The organism is Comamonas sp. 4034, assembly GCF_050434545.1.
Classification (GTDB): Bacteria; Pseudomonadota; Gammaproteobacteria; order Burkholderiales; family Burkholderiaceae_C; genus Comamonas; species Comamonas odontotermitis.
This window is the reverse complement of the sequence record NZ_JBNDIT010000019.1, coordinates 44,939-65,621: the sequence shown is the minus strand read 5'-3', so window position 1 is coordinate 65,621 and position 20,683 is coordinate 44,939. Positions and strand designations below refer to the sequence as shown.

20 protein-coding genes are annotated in these 20,683 nt (G+C 60.1%); 6 read left to right on the top strand and 14 right to left on the bottom strand.

The window, feature by feature from the left end; all coding sequences use genetic code 11:
- The first annotated feature begins 98 nt into the window (after window positions 1-98).
- Complete coding sequence (locus ABIE32_RS18020; RefSeq protein WP_429018147.1) at window positions 99-1,328, top strand: mechanosensitive ion channel family protein; 1,230 nt, start codon at window positions 99-101, stop codon at window positions 1,326-1,328.
- Between the two features lie 15 nt (window positions 1,329-1,343).
- On the opposite strand, the gene ABIE32_RS18015 is transcribed toward ABIE32_RS18020, so the two are convergent.
- The 6 genes from ABIE32_RS18015 to ABIE32_RS17990 all read right to left on the bottom strand — a co-directional run bounded on the left by ABIE32_RS18015 (window position 1,344) and on the right by ABIE32_RS17990 (window position 7,033).
- Entirely contained in the window at window positions 1,344-3,164 is a 1,821-nt protein-coding gene (locus ABIE32_RS18015; RefSeq protein WP_429018133.1) for a GDYXXLXY domain-containing protein, read from the bottom strand.
- Entirely contained in the window at window positions 3,164-4,165 is a 1,002-nt protein-coding gene (locus ABIE32_RS18010) for a DUF2157 domain-containing protein (protein WP_429018132.1), read from the bottom strand. Before ABIE32_RS18010 ends, ABIE32_RS18015 begins: the two co-directional genes overlap by 1 nt.
- A gap of 139 nt (window positions 4,166-4,304) precedes the next feature.
- Window positions 4,305-4,745, bottom strand: coding sequence for an ExbD/TolR family protein (locus ABIE32_RS18005; RefSeq protein ID WP_224151179.1), 441 nt, complete (start codon window positions 4,743-4,745; stop codon window positions 4,305-4,307).
- A gap of 18 nt (window positions 4,746-4,763) precedes the next feature.
- Window positions 4,764-5,501 carry a MotA/TolQ/ExbB proton channel family protein gene (locus tag ABIE32_RS18000; protein ID WP_429018131.1) on the bottom strand — a complete coding sequence of 246 codons (738 nt, stop codon included), beginning with the start codon at window positions 5,499-5,501 and terminating at the stop codon, window positions 4,764-4,766.
- An 18-nt stretch (window positions 5,502-5,519) separates the two neighbouring features.
- A complete protein-coding gene (gene dapB / locus ABIE32_RS17995; RefSeq protein WP_429018130.1) occupies window positions 5,520-6,356 on the bottom strand; it encodes a 4-hydroxy-tetrahydrodipicolinate reductase in 837 nt (278 codons plus the stop codon).
- A 110-nt stretch (window positions 6,357-6,466) separates the two neighbouring features.
- Entirely contained in the window at window positions 6,467-7,033 is a 567-nt protein-coding gene (locus ABIE32_RS17990) for an outer membrane protein assembly factor BamE (protein WP_429018129.1), read from the bottom strand.
- 100 nt (window positions 7,034-7,133) lie between these two features.
- Between ABIE32_RS17990 and fur the strand changes: the two genes are divergently transcribed.
- The 3 genes from fur to ABIE32_RS17975 all read left to right on the top strand — a co-directional run bounded on the left by fur (window position 7,134) and on the right by ABIE32_RS17975 (window position 10,489).
- Window positions 7,134-7,556 (top strand): ferric iron uptake transcriptional regulator, encoded by a 423-nt coding sequence (fur, locus tag ABIE32_RS17985; RefSeq protein WP_184711297.1) that lies wholly within the window; start codon window positions 7,134-7,136, stop codon window positions 7,554-7,556.
- A gap of 108 nt (window positions 7,557-7,664) precedes the next feature.
- Window positions 7,665-9,269, top strand: coding sequence for a DUF1800 domain-containing protein (locus tag ABIE32_RS17980; protein ID WP_429018128.1), 1,605 nt, complete (start codon window positions 7,665-7,667; stop codon window positions 9,267-9,269).
- Window positions 9,270-9,280: 11 nt separating this feature from the next.
- Window positions 9,281-10,489 carry a DUF1501 domain-containing protein gene (locus ABIE32_RS17975; protein ID WP_429018127.1) on the top strand — a complete coding sequence of 403 codons (1,209 nt, stop codon included), beginning with the start codon at window positions 9,281-9,283 and terminating at the stop codon, window positions 10,487-10,489.
- A gap of 31 nt (window positions 10,490-10,520) precedes the next feature.
- On the opposite strand, the gene hprK is transcribed toward ABIE32_RS17975, so the two are convergent.
- The 4 genes from hprK to ABIE32_RS17955 form a co-directional block, all read right to left on the bottom strand.
- Window positions 10,521-11,477: an HPr(Ser) kinase/phosphatase gene (gene hprK / locus ABIE32_RS17970; RefSeq protein ID WP_224151173.1), complete on the bottom strand. Its 957-nt coding sequence runs from the start codon at window positions 11,475-11,477 to the stop codon at window positions 10,521-10,523.
- Window positions 11,478-11,643: 166 nt separating this feature from the next.
- Entirely contained in the window at window positions 11,644-12,129 is a 486-nt protein-coding gene (locus ABIE32_RS17965) for a PTS sugar transporter subunit IIA (protein WP_224151172.1), read from the bottom strand.
- A 137-nt stretch (window positions 12,130-12,266) separates the two neighbouring features.
- A complete protein-coding gene (hpf, locus tag ABIE32_RS17960; protein WP_224151171.1) occupies window positions 12,267-12,599 on the bottom strand; it encodes a ribosome hibernation-promoting factor, HPF/YfiA family in 333 nt (110 codons plus the stop codon).
- Window positions 12,600-12,723: 124 nt separating this feature from the next.
- Window positions 12,724-13,077 carry a hypothetical protein gene (locus ABIE32_RS17955; protein WP_429018125.1) on the bottom strand — a complete coding sequence of 118 codons (354 nt, stop codon included), beginning with the start codon at window positions 13,075-13,077 and terminating at the stop codon, window positions 12,724-12,726.
- Between ABIE32_RS17955 and ABIE32_RS17950 the strand changes: the two genes are divergently transcribed.
- Window positions 13,076-13,996, top strand: a complete 921-nt coding sequence (locus tag ABIE32_RS17950; protein ID WP_429018124.1) for a phosphoribosylaminoimidazolesuccinocarboxamide synthase — start codon at window positions 13,076-13,078, stop codon at window positions 13,994-13,996. The two genes, ABIE32_RS17955 and ABIE32_RS17950, sit on opposite strands and share 2 nt — an antisense overlap.
- A 127-nt stretch (window positions 13,997-14,123) precedes the next feature.
- Here ABIE32_RS17950 and ABIE32_RS17945 read toward each other — a convergent pair whose 3' ends face one another.
- Both ABIE32_RS17945 and ABIE32_RS17940 read right to left on the bottom strand, forming a co-directional pair.
- A complete protein-coding gene (locus tag ABIE32_RS17945; protein WP_429018123.1) occupies window positions 14,124-14,741 on the bottom strand; it encodes a LysR family transcriptional regulator substrate-binding protein in 618 nt (205 codons plus the stop codon).
- A 33-nt stretch (window positions 14,742-14,774) separates the two neighbouring features.
- Entirely contained in the window at window positions 14,775-15,056 is a 282-nt protein-coding gene (locus ABIE32_RS17940; RefSeq protein WP_429018122.1) for a LysR family transcriptional regulator, read from the bottom strand.
- A 729-nt stretch (window positions 15,057-15,785) separates the two neighbouring features.
- Here ABIE32_RS17940 and ABIE32_RS17935 point away from each other — a divergent pair.
- Window positions 15,786-15,935 carry a hypothetical protein gene (locus ABIE32_RS17935; RefSeq protein WP_429018121.1) on the top strand — a complete coding sequence of 50 codons (150 nt, stop codon included), beginning with the start codon at window positions 15,786-15,788 and terminating at the stop codon, window positions 15,933-15,935.
- A 477-nt stretch (window positions 15,936-16,412) separates the two neighbouring features.
- Here ABIE32_RS17935 and ABIE32_RS17930 read toward each other — a convergent pair whose 3' ends face one another.
- The gene (locus ABIE32_RS17930) at window positions 16,413-19,637 is read right to left on the bottom strand and encodes a prealbumin-like fold domain-containing protein (protein ID WP_429018120.1); all 3,225 of its coding nucleotides are present in this window, start codon (window positions 19,635-19,637) and stop codon (window positions 16,413-16,415) included.
- A 601-nt stretch (window positions 19,638-20,238) separates the two neighbouring features.
- Window positions 20,239-20,553, bottom strand: a complete 315-nt coding sequence (locus ABIE32_RS17925; protein ID WP_429018119.1) for a DNA-directed RNA polymerase subunit alpha C-terminal domain-containing protein — start codon at window positions 20,551-20,553, stop codon at window positions 20,239-20,241.
- Window positions 20,554-20,683 lie beyond the last annotated feature (130 nt).

Below are 20,683 nucleotides of genomic sequence, written 5' to 3'. Positions count from 1 at the left end.
GCGCCAGCCGCTCCTGTTTTGATAACTGGCCGCGTCAACCGCGCCGGAAAGGATTCTTGCCTGTGACTTGGGATGCCATCAACGACCTCGACCCCTGGATGCAGACTGCGGCGGGCCTTGCCGCCCTGGTGGTGCTCGCCTATGTGCTGCGTGCCGTAGTGCGGTTCGGCCTGTTGAAAGCAGTATCGCGCCTGCGCAACGCCCCCAATGCAACCAACTGGCTGCGCACATTGCTGGACGACCGCGTGCTCACCAAAGCTGCACAGGTCGTGCCATCGCTGGTCATCCAGACCGGCATCGGCGCGGTGCCGCACTTGCCATTGATGGTATCCACCGTGGTGCGCAATGTTGCCATTGCGGTGACCGTGCTGCAGGTGGCGCGCCTTCTGATGGCCGTGCTCGATGGTGTTTTGCAGCGCAACGAAGACAGGCTGCAGGTCGACCAGAGCACACGCTCCATCAAGAGCTATGTGCAACTGGGCAAGCTGCTCATCACGCTGGTGGCCGGTATCGTAATGGTGGCCGTGCTGATCGACCGCTCACCCCTCATCCTGCTCAGCGGGCTGGGCGCCATGTCGGCGGTGCTGATGCTGGTGTTCAAGGACACGATCCTGTCCTTCACCGCCGGAGTGCAACTCTCGGGCAACGACATGCTGCGGGTGGGCGACTGGCTGCAGATGGACCAGGTGGGCGCCGACGGCGCGGTGGTAGACATGGCACTCAACACCGTCAAGATCCGCAACTGGGACAACACCATCACCACCATTCCCACCTGGCGGCTGATGAGCGACAGCTTCAAGAACTGGCGCGGCATGTCCGAATCCGGCGGCCGCCGCATCAAACGCAGCCTGCGCATCGATACGGAAAGCATCCGCTTTCTCTCCGAAACCGAGATTGGGGAGCTTGGCCACATCCAGCTGCTGGCGCCCTACCTGCACAGCAAGATGGTGGAGATCACCGCCTACAACCACGACTTTTCCACCCGGGCGCCGGACATGGCCGATGAAGTGGTCAACCTGCGCCAGCTCACCAACGTCGGCACCTACCGGGCCTATGTCAACCTGTACCTGCGCGCGCACCCCAAGCTCAGAAAGGACATGACCTTGATGGCCCGGATGATGGAGGCCACCGCCGAAGGCACGCCGCTGGAGGTATATGCCTTCACCGACACCACGGCCTGGCAGGAATATGAAGCCATCCAGGGCGACATCTTCGATCACCTGATGGCCATCCTGCCGGAATTCGGCCTGCGCGCCTTCCAGTACCCATCGGGCTCCGATGTGAAGATCGCGCTACGCCAGAATGAGGTACGGGCACTGGACAGCTGAGTTTCTGGCGGCCCCCTACTTCGCCTCTGCCGAGGCAGGCTCGGCATCCATGATGGCAGGGGCTTCCGTCAGTTCGGCTTCCGTGGCCTCGGTGGCTTCCGTGCTGCCTGACACCGGGGCGATCTCCCAGATGGAGCGCACCGGCAGCGGCTCCACCGCGCGGCCTTCGCTATCGGCCAACCCCACCAGCAAGGCACGGCCATCGGGCAGCACACGAAAATCGCCAAACTTGGCGGGTGCAAAATGCGCGCCCTGCCCTTCGGGGAAGAAATAGGCATCCGTCACCAGCACCCAGCGGCCCTTGAGCTGCTTGAGCGGCAGAATCACCTCGCCCTGCCCGGGCTGCGCACCACTGTCTGCCAGAGAGAGCACCGTGGCAACGCCTTGTGCATCCACACTGGCACGCACACGCTGCACGGGGGCCAGCACGTTTTTCAGGCCCTCGCTCACCTCTTGCGGCAGCGAAAAATTGAGTGCCATGTAATCACCCTGCATCAGCGAGCGCGGATCGACCGGCACCAGCGGCACCAGAATGCGCTGGCCGTAGGCGATCACCTGCTCCTTGCCACGCACGTCCCAGTTCACCAGGCCAAACACCAGCACCGCCCCCGCCAGCAGCCATGCCAGCCGGCCCTTGGCGGATGGCTCGCCAACCGCCGCGCCCTGGCTTGCAGGCGCGGTGGTCGTAGCGCGGCGCAGCAGCCATAAGCCCAGCAGCAACGCAGCGCCCAGCACCGCCAGCCCCAAGCCTTTGACGGCCAGGGGCCAGCCCAGGTAGTAGTAAAACTGGCCCAGCAGAAACAGCGCAATGGCCGCGCACAGCACGGCAATGCGCCAGCGCGCACCCAGCAGCGCGCCGGCGGCCACCACCGCCACCACGGCCAGGCTGGTGCTGAACCAGGCAGCCGCAGCCAGCAGCGCGCCCGCCAGGTACAACAGAGCCTGCAACCGGCCGCCAGAAGCGTCCGCACCCTCTGCACGGTTCTGCGCCACGCCGCGCGACTTCCAGGTTTGCACCAGCAGCACCGTGGCCAGCAAGGTCGCCGCTGCGGCAATGCCCCGGCCCAATATCCACGCGCTTGTGACCACATCACCCCAACCCGGCGCATCCGCATCTGAGACACCTGCCCAACTGATCAGCCACCACCGGCGGCCAAAACCCCACAGAGCAGAGCCCAGCACGCCCACCACAGCAGCATCGGCAAACGCCGCCCAGCGCGGATGCGACCACCACTGATGCGGCAGTGCCAGCCGCGTGGGCTCGGCACGCAGCCACCACCACCACAGGGCCGCCAGCAACAGACTGCCCAGTTGGAGACTCCACAGCACCGGCACAAAACTCTCCAAGATGCTGAGAAATGCATAAGCAGCCACCGCCCAGCACACGCCCATGACCGACTGGATCCAGCGCGCCTGCGCCAGCCAGGCCCCACCGATGGCCCAGCCAGCCGCAAGGGCGCACAGCAAAAGCGCTCCGGGGCGCGAATCGAACAGCGAATCACCCAGGTTGAAAACCAGCAGCCCACCCCCCAGTGCCCACAAGACCAGAGCCACGCAATTGACAAAAGCCTGCGTGTAACCGCGCAGCAGCCAGCCGCCAATGGCCAGCGCCAGCGTGCCCGTCACGAGGCCACCAGGGCCCAGCAGAAAGCGCTCATCCAATGCCAGCGCAAAAAAGATACCGAGTGGCAGCAGACAGGCCAGCGCCCCCAGCATGGCCAGGCCGATCAGCAACGGGCCAGGTTCGTGGCTGTCGGACGTGGGCGCATCGCTGTGCACCAGGCCCTGCTGGCGGGCCGCCGCCCACCATGCGGATGAAGATCGCAAACCGGCCATCACACCACCTCCCGTTCTGCCACAGGCAAAGCGCGCATACGCTGCTGCACTGCAATGAGGCCGCGCACCGAGCCACCCAGACAAGCCAAGGCGATGAGACCAAACACCAGCAATGCCTCCAGATCACTGCCGTCTGCCAGCCAGCGCGCCACCAGTGCCAGCACCAGCACATTGGCGGCCAGCGCCGCCAGGCTGGCGGCCACAAAGTCCTGAAACCGCCCGTAGAGCGACACCAGCAAGGTGGCAGCCACCAGCACGGCCGACAGCACCCAGCCCAGCGCAGTGTGTTTGGCACCAAAATCGAATACCTGAACTATCCCAATACCCACCCAGGCTGCCAGCGCCAGGCCCAGTGCCATGCGGTGCGACCACCATGCCACGCCCCCTTGCACCCGCAGCCACGGAATCAGCGACACCACCGCAGGCACCAGCGCCAGGCCCAGCCACAGTGCCATGCGCAGCAGCAGTTGCGGTAGCTGTTCCCGATCCAGAAAAAACACATTCCATAGGTCCACCCGGCCCGACCAGGTGACGATACCAGTGGCCAGCACCAGCACCCACACCGTCCAGAGCACATCGTTGCGCGCAAGACCCACCCAGATCAGCGACAGCGCCGCCCACACGGCAAACAGCTGCCAGGCGTCTGCGCCGGTCTGGTAGGTCTGGCCCACGTAGGCCAGCAACCCGCCCAGCGTCAATGTGGCGCACAGAAGCGCGGGCACCCTGGCGCGTGGCCAAGCACAGGCCACCAGCACCGACAGCGCCAGTGCTCCCTCGATCAGGCCCAGCTTGAACAGGCGCGACTGCCCCTGCCAGTTGGCAGCCACCCAGAAGATCAGCCCGCTGGCCAGCAGCAGCGCAGCCACCAGCATCAAGCCCCAGCGCACACGCCGTGCCAGGGCCTGCGGCGCACCGGGCGACACCGCCAATGCGTACAGCCGGGCGGCCTTGCCGTCGCCGGGCGCGGCCTGCGCGGCTGCTTGGTAGAGGCTTGAATCCATCACTTCTCCTCGTTTGGGGATGCATCGATCATGCTGCAGCACTGTAGCCAATGCCATCCATTGCCCGAGCACAGCGCGGGCAAGTATCGATAGACGATACCGGCAGGCGACGCAGGTGCTGCGTGCACTGGCAAGAATATCAGCGGCTTTGCGCGGCGGGCGAAGCCGCTGCAGGTTGCGCCACAAAGCCCATGCGGGAGAGGCCAGCGGATTGCGCGGCGTCCATCAATTCCACCGCCCGCGCATAAGGCAGGCTCTGGTCAATGGACAGTTGCACCTCGGTTTGCGGGTTGCGTTCGGCCTGCTGTTTGAGCAGCGCCTTGAGTGCGGCCAGATCCGTCGCCTTGCCATCGGCAAACAATTCGCCTTTCGCGTTCATCTGCACGGCGATGGCTGCGGGGGGGTTGTCGGCGGTCGCACTGGCAGCCTTGGGCAGATCCAGCCGAATGGACGCGGCCAGCAAGGGTGCCGCCATGATGAAGATCACCAGCAGCACCAGCATCACATCGACCAGCGGCGTCACATTGATGGCGCTGATGGGCGGGTGACTCGCGGGTTTGCTGAAGCGTCCGAATGCCATGGCCGTGCCTGCGCCGCGTCAGCGGCTGCCCACGTTTGCTATGTAATCCATAGCTGTTTGCGGTGTAGGGATGGGTGCCACCGCCGCATTGGGCTGCACCACCTGCTGCAAGGCCCAGGTTTGCATGTCGAGGGCGAATCCTTCGAGCTGCTCTTCCACCTGCGCCACCTTGCGGCCCAGCAGGTTGTAGGCCAGCACGGCAGGCAGTGCCACGGCAAGGCCTGCTGCGGTCATCACCAGGGCCTCGCCCACCGGACCGGCCAGTTGCTCCAGGCTCACATGATCGGCCCCGGCCAATGCAGCCAGCGCATGGTGAATGCCCCAGACCGTGCCCAGCAAACCGACAAAGGGTGCCGTAGCGCCAATGGTGGCGAGCACCGTCTGCCCCCACTGCAGGCGGTGGCTGGCCGATTGCAGCACCTCGCGCAGCAGACGCGTGGTCTGCACCTGCGCGCCACTGGCCACCGCCAGGCTGTGCTGCGCAGCGGGAATGCCCCCAACAATGTGTTCAATGGCATCCACCGCAGGGGTGATGAGCGCTGCGCGGTCAAAACCCGGCAACTGGGTGCGCGCCTGCTCCCAGCTGCTGGCCTGCCAGAAAGCGCTGGTGGCGCGCGCGGTATCTCGCTGGGCGCGCGACAGCCACCAGGCCTTGTAGAGAATCAGCACCCAGCTGATGACCGACATGATGAGCAGCACCACGGCCGTGCCACGGGCCACGCCGTCCGCTTGCGAAAGCCATTGCCATGTCGTCATGTGCCGCTCCCTGCAGGCTTATGGGTTCAGGCCCAGCACGTCGTACATGCTGTGCAGGCCGCGCTTGTGCTTTGCCAGATAGCGCGCCGCACGCAGGCTGCCCTTGGCGTAACCGGCACGGCTGCTGGATTTGTGGGCGATCTCGATGCGCTCGCCATCGCCGGCAAACAGCACGGTATGGTCGCCCACGATATCACCGCCGCGCACGGTGGCAAAACCGATGCTGCCATCCACGCGCGCGCCGGTATCGCCATAGCGCTCGTACACGGCGCGGTCGGCGAGCTTGGTGCCCTGGGCATCGGCAATCACCTCGCCCATCTTCAGCGCCGTACCGGAAGGCGCATCCACCTTGTGCTTGTGGTGCGCTTCGATGATTTCGATGTCATAGCCGCCATCCTGCAGCGCCTTGGCTGCCATCTCGAGCAGCTTGAAGGTGACGTTGACGCCCACGCTCATGTTCGGAGAAAAGACGACGGCTGTCTTCTCGGCCGCCTGGGCAATCTGCGCCTTCTGCGCGTCATTGAAACCCGTGGTGCCAATGACCACGCCTACGCCTTTTTCAGCCGCTACGGCCAGATGGGCCAGCGTACCTTCGGGGCGGGTGAAGTCGATCAGCACATCGGCATTGGCGAGCGCCTGGCCCACATCGGCCGTCACGGCAACTCCCGTGGGTTTGCCCAGAAAAGCACCGGCATCGGCGCCCAGGCTGGGGTTGCCTGCGGCATCCAGCGCACCGGTCAGTCGCAGGTCAGGGCTGGCCAGTACGGCTTCGATCAGCATGTGGCCCATGCGGCCACTGGCGCCAGCAATGGCTACGCGGATGGCGGATGGTGCGGAGGTAGCGGTGGCAGTCATGAAACGGTTCCTGTGGCGCGGGCGGCCTGCCCGCCCCATCGCCTGATTATCATTAATTTTGGCCACCAGCGCCCGACCAGCAAGCGCCAGCAGCTATCAAAACAGGTGCATCAACGCGGTGCAGATTCCAGCGGCGGGTAGCTGTCGGGTGCCGTAGCGTTGCTGGTGTTGGAGGCAGGTGCGGGTTCCGCATCGGCGGGCTTGGCCTCGTCCTTCTGGTACTTGGCCAACTCTTCAGGCGTTGCCTCCAGGCGCGGCACCTTGGGGTTCTTGATCGAGGTGGTGACCGATGCGACGAACTCCTGCTCGCTCGGCATCTCATCGCCTTCGTAACGCTCCAGGCCCGTGTCATCAAAGAAGACGGTAAAGCGCCGCTCCTGCTCCGGCACGCCCTTGCGTTTGATGGTGAAAACGTAATCCCAGCGGTTGGAGTGGAACACGCTGGTCAGAAGCGGCGTGCCCAGCAGGTCTCGGACCTGCTGGCGGCTCATGCCCTTTTGCAGGGCGTCCACTTGCTCCTTGGTGATCACATTGCCTTGCACCACCTCCACCTTGTAGGGCGTGATGGAGTCGGCAAACTTGCGGCTGGCCTCATTGAATGAGCCGCAGGCAGCAACACTGGCGCCCAAGGCGAGCAGCGCCGCCATGCGGACGCCGGAACGAACAAATTCAGGCATGGTTATAGACATAGCGATATGATCGGCCATTGTAGCGGCTGGTCTCCGGGCCTTCTCCAGAAGCCCGCATCCTGCGCGGGCAAACTTGAAAGACCTTGTTATGAAGAACATCGACGAACTCAAAAGCACCGGCCTCAAGGCAACCCTTCCACGCCTCAAGATCCTGGACATCTTCCAGAACGGATCCCAGCGCCATATGACGGCAGAAGACGTGTTCCGCGTGCTGCTGGAAGAGCGCTCCGACATCGGCCTGGCCACCGTGTACCGCGTGCTCACCCAGTTTGAGCAGGCTGGTATCTTGATTCGCAGCAATTTTGAAAGCGGCAAGGCCGTCTACGAGCTGAACGAAGGCCAGCACCACGACCATTTCGTCTGCACCAGCTGCGGCAAGGTCGAAGAGTTCTACGACGCCGAGATCGAAAAGCGCCAGCAATCCATCGCCAAGAGCAAGGGCTGGGTGGTGCATGACCATTCGATGGCCCTTTACGGCCAATGTGCAGATTGCGCCACCAAGGCCAAATAAGCAGACCCTTTCACCTTTTTAAAAATTCAAAGCGAAGCGCCCAAAACGCTTCGCTTTTTTACGTTTTGCATACATAGCTTTACAGCAGCGCGACGGCAGCAAGGCACCATGGCATATCTGCAGCAAGAGCCCTTTGCCATGCGTGCCTACCGAATGCTATCCCTCAGCGCTGCCGCCTTGGCGGGCGCCCTCTGGCTTACCGCTTGCGCCTCTCACGAGCCACCAGGCGTGGTCAGCAGCCAGACCGCGGTGCCCGACGCGCCGCTGAGCGCCGCCCAGCGCCTGCAGTGGCTCGACCGCGTGACCTGGGGCGCCAGTGACAGTGCCGATCAGCGCTTGCAGCGCCTGGGGCTGCGCCGTTGGCTGGACGAGCAACTCAATCCTCAGCAACCAGCCCTGCCTGCCGAGGCGCAGCAACGCATTGCAGAGATGGAAATCAGCCAGCGCAGCATGGCCGACATACAACGCGATGTAGCCTCGCAACGCCTCGCCATACGCAACGCCACTGACGAAGGCGAGAGCACGCGCCTGCGCCAGGAAGTGCAGCGCCACCTGAACCAGCTTGCGGCCCAGGCCCAGCAGCGCCAGGTGCTGCGTGCCCTGTACTCGCCAGCCCAGTTGCAGGAGCAGATGACCTGGTTCTGGATGAACCACTTCAACGTCAGCACCCGCAAAGGCGAAACCCGGCTGTGGATTGGCGACTACGAGGAGCAGGCCATTCGACCCAATGCGCTGGGGAACTTCCGCACCTTGCTGGAAGCCAGCATGCGCCACCCCGCCATGCTGCTGTACCTGGACAACGCCAGCAACGCCAAAGACCACATCAACGAAAACTACGCCCGCGAGTTGCTGGAGCTGCACACCATGGGCGTGGGCAGCGGCTACACCCAGGCCGATGTGCAGGCCATGGCACACGTGCTGACGGGCGTGGGTTTCAGCACCCGCGACGCCGATGCGCCACCTCGGCTCCCGCCCGCGCTGCGGGCCGATTACCGCCGTCAGGGGTTTTTCGAGTTCAACCCCAACCGGCACGACTATGCGCCGCAGGTCTTTCTGGGGCAGCCGCTGCGCGCCAAAGGCCTGGCAGCGGTCGATGAGGCGCTGGACCGCATCGTTGCATCCCCTGCCACGGCCCATTTCATCGCCCGCAAGCTGGCGGTGTTCTTCATCGACGACAACCCGCCTCCCGCTCTGGTGCAACGCACCGCAGCCGCCTTCACCAGCAGCCACGGCGATATCGCCGCGACCCTGCGCAGCCTGCTGACGGCGCCGCAGGCCCAGGCACAGCAAGGCCAGCGCTTCAAGGACCCAATGCACTATGTGCTGGGCGCCGTGCGCCTGGGATACGACGAACGCGTGGCGAGCGACGTGCGCCCGGTGATCGGCTGGATCAACCGCCTGGGCCAGCCCATCTACGGCCACGAAACGCCGGACGGTTATCCCATGTCGCAGTCGGACTGGGCCAGCTCCGGCCAGATGGCCGCACGCTTTGATGTGGCCCGGCAGATTGCAGCACGCAGTGCAGTCCTGTTCCGCACCGACCCCAAGGCGCCGCTTGAGCAGCCGCCCTACCCTGACCTGGCGCAACGTGCCACGGCCCAGAGCCGCGTGGACCAGTGGAGCGCGGCAACACGCGCCGCGCTCGCGCAGGCGCGCAATGTGCCCGATTGGAACACCTACTTTCTCTCCGCCCCCGAGATGATGGTTCGCTGACGAGGTTCGCCATGCAAAGACGCCACTTTCTCTCCGCTGCAGCCAGCCTGCCGCTCACATTCAGCCTGGCGCGTGCGCGCGCCGCCGCACCGCGTAGCGACACACCGCGCCTTCTGCTCGTGTTCTTGCGCGGCGCCTACGACAGCAGCAACCTGCTGGTGCCCACGCACAGCGATTTCTACTACGCGGCGCGCCCCACGATTGCCATCGCGCGCCCGGGAGAAGCCAATGGCGCATTGCCGCTGGATACCCGCTGGGGCCTGCACCCGGCAATGGAAGGCAGCCTGCTGCCGCTCTTTCAGGGCAGGCAGGCCTGCTTTGTGCCGTTTGCAGGCACCCATGACCTCTCGCGCAGCCATTTCGAAACCCAGGATTCCATCGAACTGGGCCAGCCGCTGGACGCCCACCAGAGCTTTCGCACCGGCTTCATGAACCGCCTGGCCCAGTTGCTGCAAGGGCGCAGCGGCATGGCGCCCATGGCATTCACCGCGCAACTGCCGCTGTGCATGCGCGGCCCGGCACGCATCGCCAATACAGCCCTGGCAGATGTCGGCAAAGGCAGCGTCGACGCCAACCGCAGCCGCGCCATTGCCGCCATGTATGCCGGCACCCCGCTGGCGCCCGCCGTAAACGAAGGCTTTGCCGTGCGCGATGCCGTGCTGCGCGGCATGCAGGAAGAAATGGACAAGGCCGGGCGCGATGCCATCAGCGCCAAGGGCTTCAGCCTCGTGGCGCAGCGCATGGCCACCTTGATGCGCGACCAGTTCGACCTGGGCTTCGTCGACGTGGGCGGCTGGGACACGCACGTGAACCAGGGCGGCGCCAGCGGCAACCTGGCCAACCGGCTGGACGACCTGGGCCGCGGCCTGGCCGCTTTCGCGCAGGAGATGGGGCCTGAGCCCTGGCGCCACACCGTGGTGGCGGTGATCAGCGAATTTGGCCGCACCTTCCGCGAAAACGGCAACAAGGGCACAGACCATGGCCACGGCACCGCGTACTGGCTGCTGGGCGGCAGCCTCTCCGCGCAGGCAGGAGGCCATGTCGTAGGCGAACAGATAGAGGTGAGCGAAGCGAATCTGTTCCAGAACCGCGACTACCCTGTGCTCAACGAGTACCGCAGCGTGCTGGGTGGCCTGTTTGCACGCATGTACGGCCTGACGCCCGCGCAGGTGCAGCAGGTGTTTCCGCAGGCGGCGGTCAAGGATTTGCGGCTGGTATAGCGGGTGTAACGCGGGCCTGCCCGCAAAAGGCCTACAGCTCGCGCCCGCTGGCCATCGCCTTGCGGTGCCGGTCCACAAACTCCTGGTAGGTGTCGATCCCGCGCAATTGCAAGATGGTGTTGCGCACAGCCGCTTCCACCAGTACGGCAATATTGCGGCCGGCCACCACCTGGATCACCACCTTCATCACCGGAATGCCCAGCACATCCTGCGTCAGCGGCGCCGAGGGCAGACGCTCGTAATCACGCTCCATGGTCTCTTTGCGCACCAGATGCACAATGAGCTTGAGCCGCATCTTGCGGCGCACGGCGGTCTCGCCAAAGATGGCGCGGATATCCAGAAGGCCGATTCCCCGCACTTCCAGCAGGTTCTGCAGCAAGTCCGGGCACTTGCCTTCAATCGTGGTCTGGTTGATGCGGTACAGATCGACCGCGTCGTCGGCCACCAGGCCATTGCCGCGCGTGATCAGTTCCAGCCCCAGCTCGCTCTTGCCCAGGCCCGATTCGCCCGTGATCAGCACGCCCATGCCCAGAATGTCCATGAACACGCCATGCATGGTGGCCCGGTCGGCAAAATGCTTGGACAGGTAGGCGCGCAGCACATCGATCACAAACGCTGCCGACTCCCTGGTTGCGAACATCGGAATGTGCGCGCGTTCGCACATGGACAGCAGCTCATCGGGCGCACCCTGCCCATCGGCCAGCACCAGCACCGGTGGCTCCAGCGTGACAATGCGCGCAATGCGGCGACGGCAGTCTTCGGTGGTGGAATTGGTGAGATAGGCGATTTCGCGCTCACCCAGCACCTGCGCACGGTACGGATGGATGTAGTTCAGATAGCCGACCAGATCGGCACTGGAGCGCGCGCTGCGCACGGCCACTTCGTCAAAGCGCCGCTCGGACGCGCCAAGGCCCGCCAGCCACTCCCACCGGAGCGAGGAGCGGAACTCCTCAAACAACACATCTGCGCTGACGACATTGGGTTTCACCGTACTGCCCTTTCAAAACCTGTATGCAAGGCGGCGGGCACGCCGCGCGCGCACCTTGCATACTTGAAAGCGTAGCAGGAAAAGCCGCAACAGCAACACAAAGCGCACCCGGGGGTGCGCTTTGGTACGGACAGGTGGCGCGAAAAGCCGCCGTCTGGAGGCTCGCTTACGCGTGCGCCGTGGTCGACGATTGGGCCGATGACTGCCAGGAGTCAATCAGCTGATGCAACTGTTCTGCGTTGGTGGTGGATTTCATCTGCTCGCGCAGGCTGGCGTTGGAGAGCAGCTCGGCGATTTCGCCCAATATTTCAAGGTGCTGCTGGGTTGCTGCTTCAGGCACCAGCAGAAAGATCAGCAAATGAACAGGTTGTTCATCAGGGGCATCGAAACCAATGGGACGCTCCAGCTGGAAAACGGCGGCCATCGGCGATTTGAGCCCCTTGATACGGCCATGCGGGATGGCCACACCATGACCCAGGCCGGTGGAGCCCAGGCGTTCACGTGCAAACAGACTGTCGGTGACCAAGGCACGCGAGAGCCCATGCAGGCTTTCAAACAGCAGACCGGCTTCTTCGAACGCGCGTTTTTTACTGGTGACATCCACGCTCACTAGCACTTGAGCTGGGGGCAGGATAGAGGCAAGACAGTTCATAGTGAAGTGCGGCAATAAGGCAGGCAACCAGGAGCGTGATCAAACAAACGCAGCAACACCTTGATGCAGGTGTTGCTGCACGTATTATCGGTCAGTACTCAGACAGATTCCTTTTTTCCTCGGCAAAAGCCGAGGGTTTACGCCATTGCTTGCCGCAAAGCATCGCTGTAGTGAGATTGAACACGTTGCTTGTGGCGACCGACCATGCGATCGAGCCGGTCCACCAAAGCATCTACCGCAGCATACAAATCATGGTGGGAGCACTGTACACACAGCTCATCGCCCTTAACCCGCAGATTGCACACTACACGCTGCCGTTTCTCCTTTTCCTTCTGCTTTTCCACCGAAAGTAAAACTTTGGCATCCACCACTTGGTCAAAGTGCCGCGTGATGCGGGTCAACTTTGCGGTTACATATTCGCGCAACGCCGGGGACACCTCCAAATGGTGCCCGCTGATCGTCAGGTTCATGAATAAGTCTCCTTCTGCAAATCGAGAAAAGTGCCTCAGGTTGCTTGCAACCCAAGCCACCCGAAGGGGGAAACACATGCATGCGTAGAAACCATGATGCGCCCTGACCTACAAAATTGCAAGCCTATGACAACCCATCGAAGTAGGATTCTTTCTGTTCGCTGACAACGATTTCCGCTCGTTTTGTTACAAATAAGACATTCCCGCTCCCAAATTTGCAGCCCCCCATCCCTATGTGCTGGCGCGCTGCGGGCAGTTGCATGTTTAACGCCACACATGCTGCAGCATGCAGGCGCACGTAGGCACCTACGTGTTTTACCGTCTGGTAAACCAATACTGCACCAGGAAAGAAGACATACGGTGCCCACATCAGGCCACACAAGGCATGGCGACTACAATTCCAAGCTTGCCCTCCGCAGCGAGCCTGCGCGCCTGCCATGCGCGCGGCGGGTGCCCGTCCATTGTTTTGCATCACCATGACCCAGTCCGTACCTTCTGCACTGCATACCTCCAAGCTCCACTCCCTGCCTCTGTTGGCCCGCGGCAAGGTGCGCGACAACTACGCTGTCGGCAACGACCGCATCCTGATGGTCGCGTCGGACCGCCTCTCCGCCTTTGACGTGATCATGGGCGAGCCGATCCCCGGCAAGGGCGCACTGCTGACGCAAATGGCGCTGTACTGGTTCGACAAGCTGAGAGACATCTGCCCCAACCATCTGACGGGTGACGCACCGGAATCCGTGGTGCAGCCTGACGAAGTGCCCCAGGTTGCCCAACGCTCCATGCTGGTCAAGCGCCTCAAGCCCGTGCCCATCGAGGCCGTAGTGCGCGGCTATCTGGCCGGCAGCGGCTGGAAGGAATACCAGGAATCGCAAGCGGTGTGCGGCGTCCCGCTGCCCGCAGGCCTTGTCAACTCCGCCAAGTTGCCCGAACCCATCTACACCCCTGCAGCCAAGGCTGAAGCGGGTGAGCACGACGAAAACATCACCTTCGAGCGCACCGTCGAAATCGTGGGCCCCGAACTGGCCGCCCAGATTCGCGACTTGAGCATTGCCATCTACAAAAAGGCGGCCTCCATCGCCCTGGAAAAGGGCATGATCATTGCAGACACCAAGTTCGAATTCGGCCTGGACGAAAACGGCAAGCTGGTGCTGATGGACGAAGTGCTGACGCCCGACAGCTCGCGCTACTGGCCCGTGGAAGGTTATGCCGATGCACTGGCACATGGCACCAACCCTCCCAGCTATGACAAGCAGTTTGTGCGCGACTGGCTGGAACAGGCCAAGGTGAACGGCAAACCCTGGGACAAGACCGCGCCCGCTCCTCGCCTGCCCCAGGAAGTGATCGACAAGACTGCGGCCAAGTACCGTGAAGCGCTGGAGCGCCTGACCGCCTGATCACGCATGGCGCACGACACCGTGCGCCTTCAGAATGCGACAGGGGCGCAGTAACGCATTGCGTCTCACCGTGTGGATGTGGGTTGCCTTTTCATCAATGGCATGAAGGGCATGAGAGAGTTGGGCTCTACGCCACCTTCTTCATGTGCATGCACAGGTATTCCCAGCAATCCTGCACAATCGGACGGCGCGCGCCGGGTAGGCATTTGCGTGTCACCAGACTCACATACCGGGTCAATGCAGGCGACTGCGCCTTGACCGCCACAAGCCCTCTGGCCAGATAGCAGGCCTCATAGAGGCTGGACACCAGGCCCACATACATGCCGGTTTCCACCATGGCATACAGGGACTCGATATGCGATACCGATTTGACCAAGGCCATGTCGGAATCGCTCTGCTCCATTGAACGCATGATGGCCTGCTGCTGGTGACCGTGGGACAGCATCACCAAGGGGTGGTTACGCAACTCGATCCATTGCGGGGACTGCTTTTTAGCCAGCACGTGGTGCGGCGCCACAATGGCCACAACCTGCTCCTGCGCAATCAGTTGCGTCTCCAGCGTCTCGGAAGCCGTGAAACCCAGCCCCAAGCCAATATCGACCTCTCCACCTTCAACGGCAGCGGCCAGCAGATGGTCCCCCATGTCGGTCCACTGGAGCATGGTCATCGGGCGGGCTCTTTGCCACTGAATGATGGAAGCAGCCGCCAGCTGTGCGGCAGCGGGCACATACGCGATGCGCAACATGTCCTCGCCTCGCTGCAGCATCTGCTCAATGCCCTAAACTCCAAGGAGGTAATTGCTCAGCATCCACTCCATTTGCGGGCGAATGGCCTTGCCGGAAGGCGTCAGTTGCACCGAGCGTGTGCCCCGGTCAAACAGCCTGGCACCGACGAGGGATTCCAGCTCCTGAATGGCGGAAGTCAGTGCTGGTTGGCTCAGCGACAGCACGGAAGCTGCGTTTCTGAAACTAAGGTGGTGCGCCACCTCCTTGAAGTACGCCAACTGCCGCGGCGTTGGCCCATACTGGCGGCTGCGCCTTGCGCCTTTATCGTCAGTCATAGCGGTGCACCATCCAAGAAAAGAGATTGCTGGCCGCCAGCCAGAGGCTCGTGCGCGGGTTGGACTGCGCAGGCACTTTGCCCGGCAGGCAACACAGGGTTTTACACAGCCGATCGCGCCCCACAATCCCTCTTGCCACAATGCCGCCGCGTGCTCGCCAAGGCATGCCGCGCGAGCACGGCATCTGCCCGAAAGAGACTGCAACGCCTATTGGCTGATTAATTGCCTGCATTTACTCTCCAATTAACCAAATCAAATAATTGATCATAACTATTGATCAATAGATAGTCATTGAAAATTATGACAAGAAATAATTGAAACTGGCAAGCATCGCATCTCTTTTTACAAATAAATCACGCTATAAAAACAACACTGAAATCAAAGCAATTCATTCTGAAATTTTATGAAAATTTCTTTAAAAACAATAAATTAGATATTTAATAAATAACATCTAATTATTGATGGGATAAAGTAAATTATAAGAATTTTCAGCAAATCATTGATTGATATTCAATGACACAATTAATAACATGAAATAGCAGAAACATTTTCTGAATATGTTGGCAGTTATTTTCTACCGATAAGCGGGTATGCATCGCCCTGCCTTTCTTGGGGCTTGGTGCAAGCTCCGTATTTGCCCGGTAGGCACTATTGACGTCAGTCAACCCATGGCCCAACATCTTTGACATGGGCATATCGGGTCTGGTACTGCTCGTCGCTGTTGGCGTAGTGGACTACGTCACCCAACTGGACGACGGCACCATGTCCGGCATGGAATTGACAGGTCGTTTTGGCATGCTGGGCATGGTGTTTCTGAACAACGCCACCGCGATGCCCAACCTACCTTCACCCGCCGACTTGAGATGGTCAAACAGATGACCATTCACGGCCTAGGCGCCGCTCGGGCTGGTCTTGCCCAAGGCGTCACAACACAGACAGTTAGGAAGTGATTGGGTTGCTATCTGAGCGGCGGCAGAGCCGCCCTGGCCCATGTGCCTCCAGGCCCGCGCGTTCGCCCCGGGGCCCGAGTCCAAGGCACTGCTCATCGCCCGGCGGTGCCGCCATCGGATGCTGCAGTCGTGCATTGCCACCCACGCAGGTGATCTGCATCCACCGCCGCCGTGAACTGCCCCTGGTCAGGTAGACGAACTCCGCCTATCTTTTGACGGTTCACAGCTAGCCCACCATGAACAACTATGGCAACGGGTTGGCCAGGCCATAGTCAGTGCCGCCAATTGCAACAGCGCTGTCGTCTCCGTTACGGCGGAGTTCCGCACTGTCGCCAGAAATGCGAGTGCACAAAGACATACGCCGATATCCTTGTGGGATATCGGCGTATCAAAGTCCGTGCAGCGATCAGCGGCGCCTTGCGTGGCTCAGCCTGGACATGCCTAAAGCGGCAACTGCAAGCATCATGAGCACCAGCTTCCATGCATCCAACGCCGGAACCGGCTTGGGCTGTGCAACTGGCGGGTTGATGGGTGGATCAATCGGTGGGTCAACTGGAGGATCAATGGTGCTGGTTTGCCGGTTGGTAAATGTGCAGACCAATTGCTCCGAAGCTGCAAGCGCAACGTTCAGCTGTCTTTGGGCCAGGTCCGTAGTGACCGTGCCTTGTGGAGGCGCACCGTTTTGATCGGTACATTGGATGCTCACCAGTTGCCATCCCGAGACGATGTTTTCGACCCATTGAGAGGTCTGCCCAGCAGGCAGATCGGATATCGTCTGGCTGCCGGCACCGGCCGTCGTCACCACGGTGGTGGTTGCAGGCACACCAGCGCCCGACCCTGAAAAGGTAAATGTGGCCTGGCCCGTTGCGGGAGCGCCCGCTTGGGTTTGCGCAATCTTGGTGATCGTCACCTTTCCTGGTGGCAGGGCAGACAATGTGTTGGTGACAACCACCGCCAACGGCGTATTGGGCCCAAGGACTGGCGTAGGGTTCGGGGTGATGGTTACGCTCCCCGTCCATGCATATCCATTTGGCGCAGCAGGGGGGATATCTTCCGTCACAGTGCAGACATCTCTGTCGTAAAAGCTCAATGCAGCGCTCTGTCCACTCACCGCCCCGGCTGCGACTGTGGCAGACCACTTTTGAGGAGGTTGCGCTCCGCAGCGGACCTCTCCCGTAAACGTCATGGCTGTAGGCATACCGGTGGCAGGCAGACCCGCAAGCATCTTGGTGACCGTGATGGGCGAACTCGTATTGAATATCTGCAGATTCACGGTACTGCTGTTGGACTTGGGCACGGGGTCAATCCACCCTGGTGCCACTGATGCAGACGCTGTATTGCCATAGGTACCCGGAGTGTTGCCCGCAGCGCCAGTGATGACAAAGCGAACGATCCCGCCTTCCGGAATGGTGGGAATCGTGCTCGTCACGGTGCGGGTCGCGCTGTCATAGTTCACCGTACCGCAAACCGCCCCTGGCGTTTGTGCGGTACAGACAGCATTTCCATAAACAAACCCGCTGGGCAAAGGATCGGAAAAAGCAACATTGCTGGCCTCGGCCGAGCCTGCAGCGTTCGCGACATCCACGGTGTAGACCACGGTTGCTCCACTGACGCTCGTCGTCACCGGATCCACCTTCTTATTGACGGAAATATCCGAACAGCTCACGGGCAAATACACCTGGGCCGAATTGGTTCCAGGCCCCGGATCGGTAACACCCGCTGGCACAGAAGCAGAGAAGGTGTTCAGAATATAACTGGAAGGACTGGCGCCACACGAAGGTACATCGAGAACCGTTGGCGTCATCGTGTAAACCACGGTGACGGTGCCTCCTACCGGGAGCTTTGGAACAGAGGTACTGAATACGGTCACATCAATCCCTGCCTGAGATTGGTTGCCGAAATTCGTTGCATCCGGGCAAACAGCACCGCCTGTGGCAGTACAGCCAACAAAGGACGTGCTGGTATTTATGTACTGGTATGGAGCCCCATAGGTGTAATTGGCAAAGTTGGTGATGGCATCCGTGATGGGCACCTGATCCACTGCATTGGGACCATTATTGACAAGGGTCATTGTGTAGGTAATAGGCGTGCCCGCTACAAAAATATCGGTACTTTGCGTTTTTGTGACCTGCAGGTCTGTTTGCGGGCATGGTGGAGCCTCAGGGGTCTGAATCACCACCTGCGCCGAGTTATTGCCATAGTTGCTGTCGGTCGTGCCGCTTGGCAGTGCGGCACTGAATTCATTCTGTATGAAACCAGCGCCTGAGCTGCAGCGTTGTGTGCCCACAATGGTCGGTGTCATGGTATAGACAATGGTGAGCGCCCCACCCGCAGGCAACTGGGGTACCGTGGTGCTGAACAGGTTGTAATCAATACCCGTTGCTGACAGGTTATTGAAATTCGAATCATCAGGGCAAATTGCGCCACCAGAAGCCGTACAGTCAACAAATGTGGCATCGATGTTCATGTAGTCATACGGAGCGCCAGCGTTGTAGTTTGCGAAACTTGTAATGGCATCACGTATGCTCGTGCCATCTGCTGCATTGGGCCCATTGTTCACAAGTGTCATTGTGTACGTCACAGGAGCGCCAGGTGCAAATACATTGGTGCTCTGCGTCTTTGTTACTGCCAGATCCGTCTGCGGGCAGTCTGCCGATTGGGGGGTCGATATTCTGACCTGGGCTGAATTATTGTCGTAGCTTGTATCGCTCATGCCCGCAGGCAGCGATACATTGAATGCATTCTCCAGAAAACCCGCACCAGTGCTGCAACGCTGAGGCCCCGTGATGGTGGGGGTCATCGTGTAGACAATGGTAATTGTCCCTCCGGCAGGCAAGACCGGCACTGCTGTATTGAACAGCATGTAATCAATTCCCGTTGCAGATTGGCTGGGGAACTCTGAATTTGCCGGACAAACAGCCCCTGCAGTTGCAGTGCAACTGACAAAATTGGTACTGATGGTCAAATAATCATAAGGAGGGCCAGAATTGTAATTGGCAAAATTCGTCAAACTATCACGAATATTGGCGCCATCTGCACTGGAAGGGCCATTATTCACCAGCGTCATTGTGTAAGTCACAGGGACACCCGATGCAAAGGTATCGGAGCTTTGTTTCTTGGTGACAGCAAGATCAGTTTTATAGGACATGATCGTGCTGACCACGCTGGTATTGGTGGCAAGGTCAGGATCAGTTACACCCGACGGGGTGTCTACGCGCGCCGAGTTTGTAATGCTCGATGGTCCACTGCTGGGAAACTTTCCGGTGATTTCAATGACGACCTTTCCCAGAGCAGGAAAAACAGGAATAGTACCGGTCACACTGAGACTGCTGATCGCCATGGAAGCAGGGCATATCGCTCCATTGGTTGCCGAGACACAGCTTGCTGCTATGTTTGTCAAATTGGAAGGAAGGTTATCTATGAAGTTTGCGCCATCTGCGGAGCTTGGTCCATTATTGTTGATTGTCAGTTGATATGAAAAGCTGTCTCCGCCATTCGCGGATACCGGCCCTGTCTTTGTGATCTGCAAGTCAGCACTTTGCGCACGCGCCAGCGCAGGAAAAAGCACCAAAGAAAATATCAACAGAAAGCCAAAATTCAAAATTCTCTTTTGAATTAAATCAAAAGCCATACAAAGCCCCATAAAATAATAAATAAGTTGTATTTGGTGAATTCAAAACAGGGAACCATGGTTTTCAACCGGACTTCTTTTTTATTATTTACTGAGCCGTTATTGAATCTTTGCACCGGCTGCATTCTCAAGCTTTGCCATAAGAGTTTGAGAATCCATTAATCCAGTCAGGATCCATGGAATTTGAAAAGTCAAGCCCCATCACCCTCTTCCTGCTTCATTATTGCAAACAATTGATAATTGCAAATTAATAGAAGATACCTATCAATTGATCGATTGTATTGCAGCCTTACGGAAAAGACTGTCAACAATCGCTGATGGGAAGTGGGGGAAGGCGTACTAACTTGAACCAGTGTGCGGTAGTTCATGCCCAGGCAAAGCGGCAGAGCGGGGAACCGAGGTGATATCCCCTACAGGGTGGGCGCGCAGCACTACCCGTCAACACCCATGAGGACTGCACTCTTTTCTTGCCATCCGTACCGTCTCATGGCTTTCACGCCGATAGATTCTTGGGATATGCGCCGAATGAATTCGGATTTTCGATGATTTTTACATGGCTTTTCATCGGGGGATTCCTGCCATGATTCGGTTTGATGGTGAATCAGAATTCTGAAGTTTTCTTGCCAATATCTAGCAAAGCCTCAAAATCATATACCGGCAGCAAGCGGTTTATTTTCTTCATAGATTGCGAACTTCTTGAGAGACGGGCCGGATTATATTGTTGCCATGGAAAAAGCACTTTCTCCACATCTCTGAGTGCCGTCAAGCCAAACCCTGAAAGCCGCAACAGACGTTCGGGATACGCATCCATCACCTGTTCAACGCTGGTGATGCCATGCCGAGCTAATGCATTGAGCGTTCTTTTTGACAGTTGCCCCGGTAGTGGAGTAGGCGGTGCCAAGCAAGCTTTTGTCATATTGCAATGCTCCTGTCAGATTGACGAACCCATTGAAATCCATGCCACTTCGCAAATGCGCCAGGCAGCGCATCGAGAATTCAATACTCAGCGCCTTCCCGCGGGACTACATGCGTACCGAGGTCCATCG

What these genes read in the sequence shown, in the direction of transcription:
- ABIE32_RS18020 (WP_429018147.1), top strand. Translation starts at nt 99, where the DNA reads ATGCAGACTGCGGCGGGCCTTGCCGCCCTGGTGGTGCTCGCCTATGTG.
- ABIE32_RS18015 (WP_429018133.1), bottom strand. Translation starts at nt 3,164, where the DNA reads ATGGCCGGTTTGCGATCTTCATCCGCATGGTGGGCGGCGGCCCGCCAG.
- ABIE32_RS18010 (WP_429018132.1), bottom strand. Translation starts at nt 4,165, where the DNA reads ATGGATTCAAGCCTCTACCAAGCAGCCGCGCAGGCCGCGCCCGGCGAC.
- ABIE32_RS18005 (WP_224151179.1), bottom strand. Translation starts at nt 4,745, where the DNA reads ATGGCATTCGGACGCTTCAGCAAACCCGCGAGTCACCCGCCCATCAGC.
- ABIE32_RS18000 (WP_429018131.1), bottom strand. Translation starts at nt 5,501, where the DNA reads ATGACGACATGGCAATGGCTTTCGCAAGCGGACGGCGTGGCCCGTGGC.
- dapB (WP_429018130.1), bottom strand. Translation starts at nt 6,356, where the DNA reads ATGACTGCCACCGCTACCTCCGCACCATCCGCCATCCGCGTAGCCATT.
- ABIE32_RS17990 (WP_429018129.1), bottom strand. Translation starts at nt 7,033, where the DNA reads ATGCCTGAATTTGTTCGTTCCGGCGTCCGCATGGCGGCGCTGCTCGCC.
- fur (WP_184711297.1), top strand. Translation starts at nt 7,134, where the DNA reads ATGAAGAACATCGACGAACTCAAAAGCACCGGCCTCAAGGCAACCCTT.
- ABIE32_RS17980 (WP_429018128.1), top strand. Translation starts at nt 7,665, where the DNA reads ATGGCATATCTGCAGCAAGAGCCCTTTGCCATGCGTGCCTACCGAATG.
- ABIE32_RS17975 (WP_429018127.1), top strand. Translation starts at nt 9,281, where the DNA reads ATGCAAAGACGCCACTTTCTCTCCGCTGCAGCCAGCCTGCCGCTCACA.
- ABIE32_RS17965 (WP_224151172.1), bottom strand. Translation starts at nt 12,129, where the DNA reads ATGAACTGTCTTGCCTCTATCCTGCCCCCAGCTCAAGTGCTAGTGAGC.
- hpf (WP_224151171.1), bottom strand. Translation starts at nt 12,599, where the DNA reads ATGAACCTGACGATCAGCGGGCACCATTTGGAGGTGTCCCCGGCGTTG.
- ABIE32_RS17950 (WP_429018124.1), top strand. Translation starts at nt 13,076, where the DNA reads ATGACCCAGTCCGTACCTTCTGCACTGCATACCTCCAAGCTCCACTCC.
- ABIE32_RS17955 (WP_429018125.1), bottom strand. Translation starts at nt 13,077, where the DNA reads ATGGTGATGCAAAACAATGGACGGGCACCCGCCGCGCGCATGGCAGGC.
- ABIE32_RS17945 (WP_429018123.1), bottom strand. Translation starts at nt 14,741, where the DNA reads ATGTTGCGCATCGCGTATGTGCCCGCTGCCGCACAGCTGGCGGCTGCT.
- ABIE32_RS17940 (WP_429018122.1), bottom strand. Translation starts at nt 15,056, where the DNA reads ATGACTGACGATAAAGGCGCAAGGCGCAGCCGCCAGTATGGGCCAACG.
- ABIE32_RS17930 (WP_429018120.1), bottom strand. Translation starts at nt 19,637, where the DNA reads ATGGCTTTTGATTTAATTCAAAAGAGAATTTTGAATTTTGGCTTTCTG.
- ABIE32_RS17925 (WP_429018119.1), bottom strand. Translation starts at nt 20,553, where the DNA reads ATGACAAAAGCTTGCTTGGCACCGCCTACTCCACTACCGGGGCAACTG.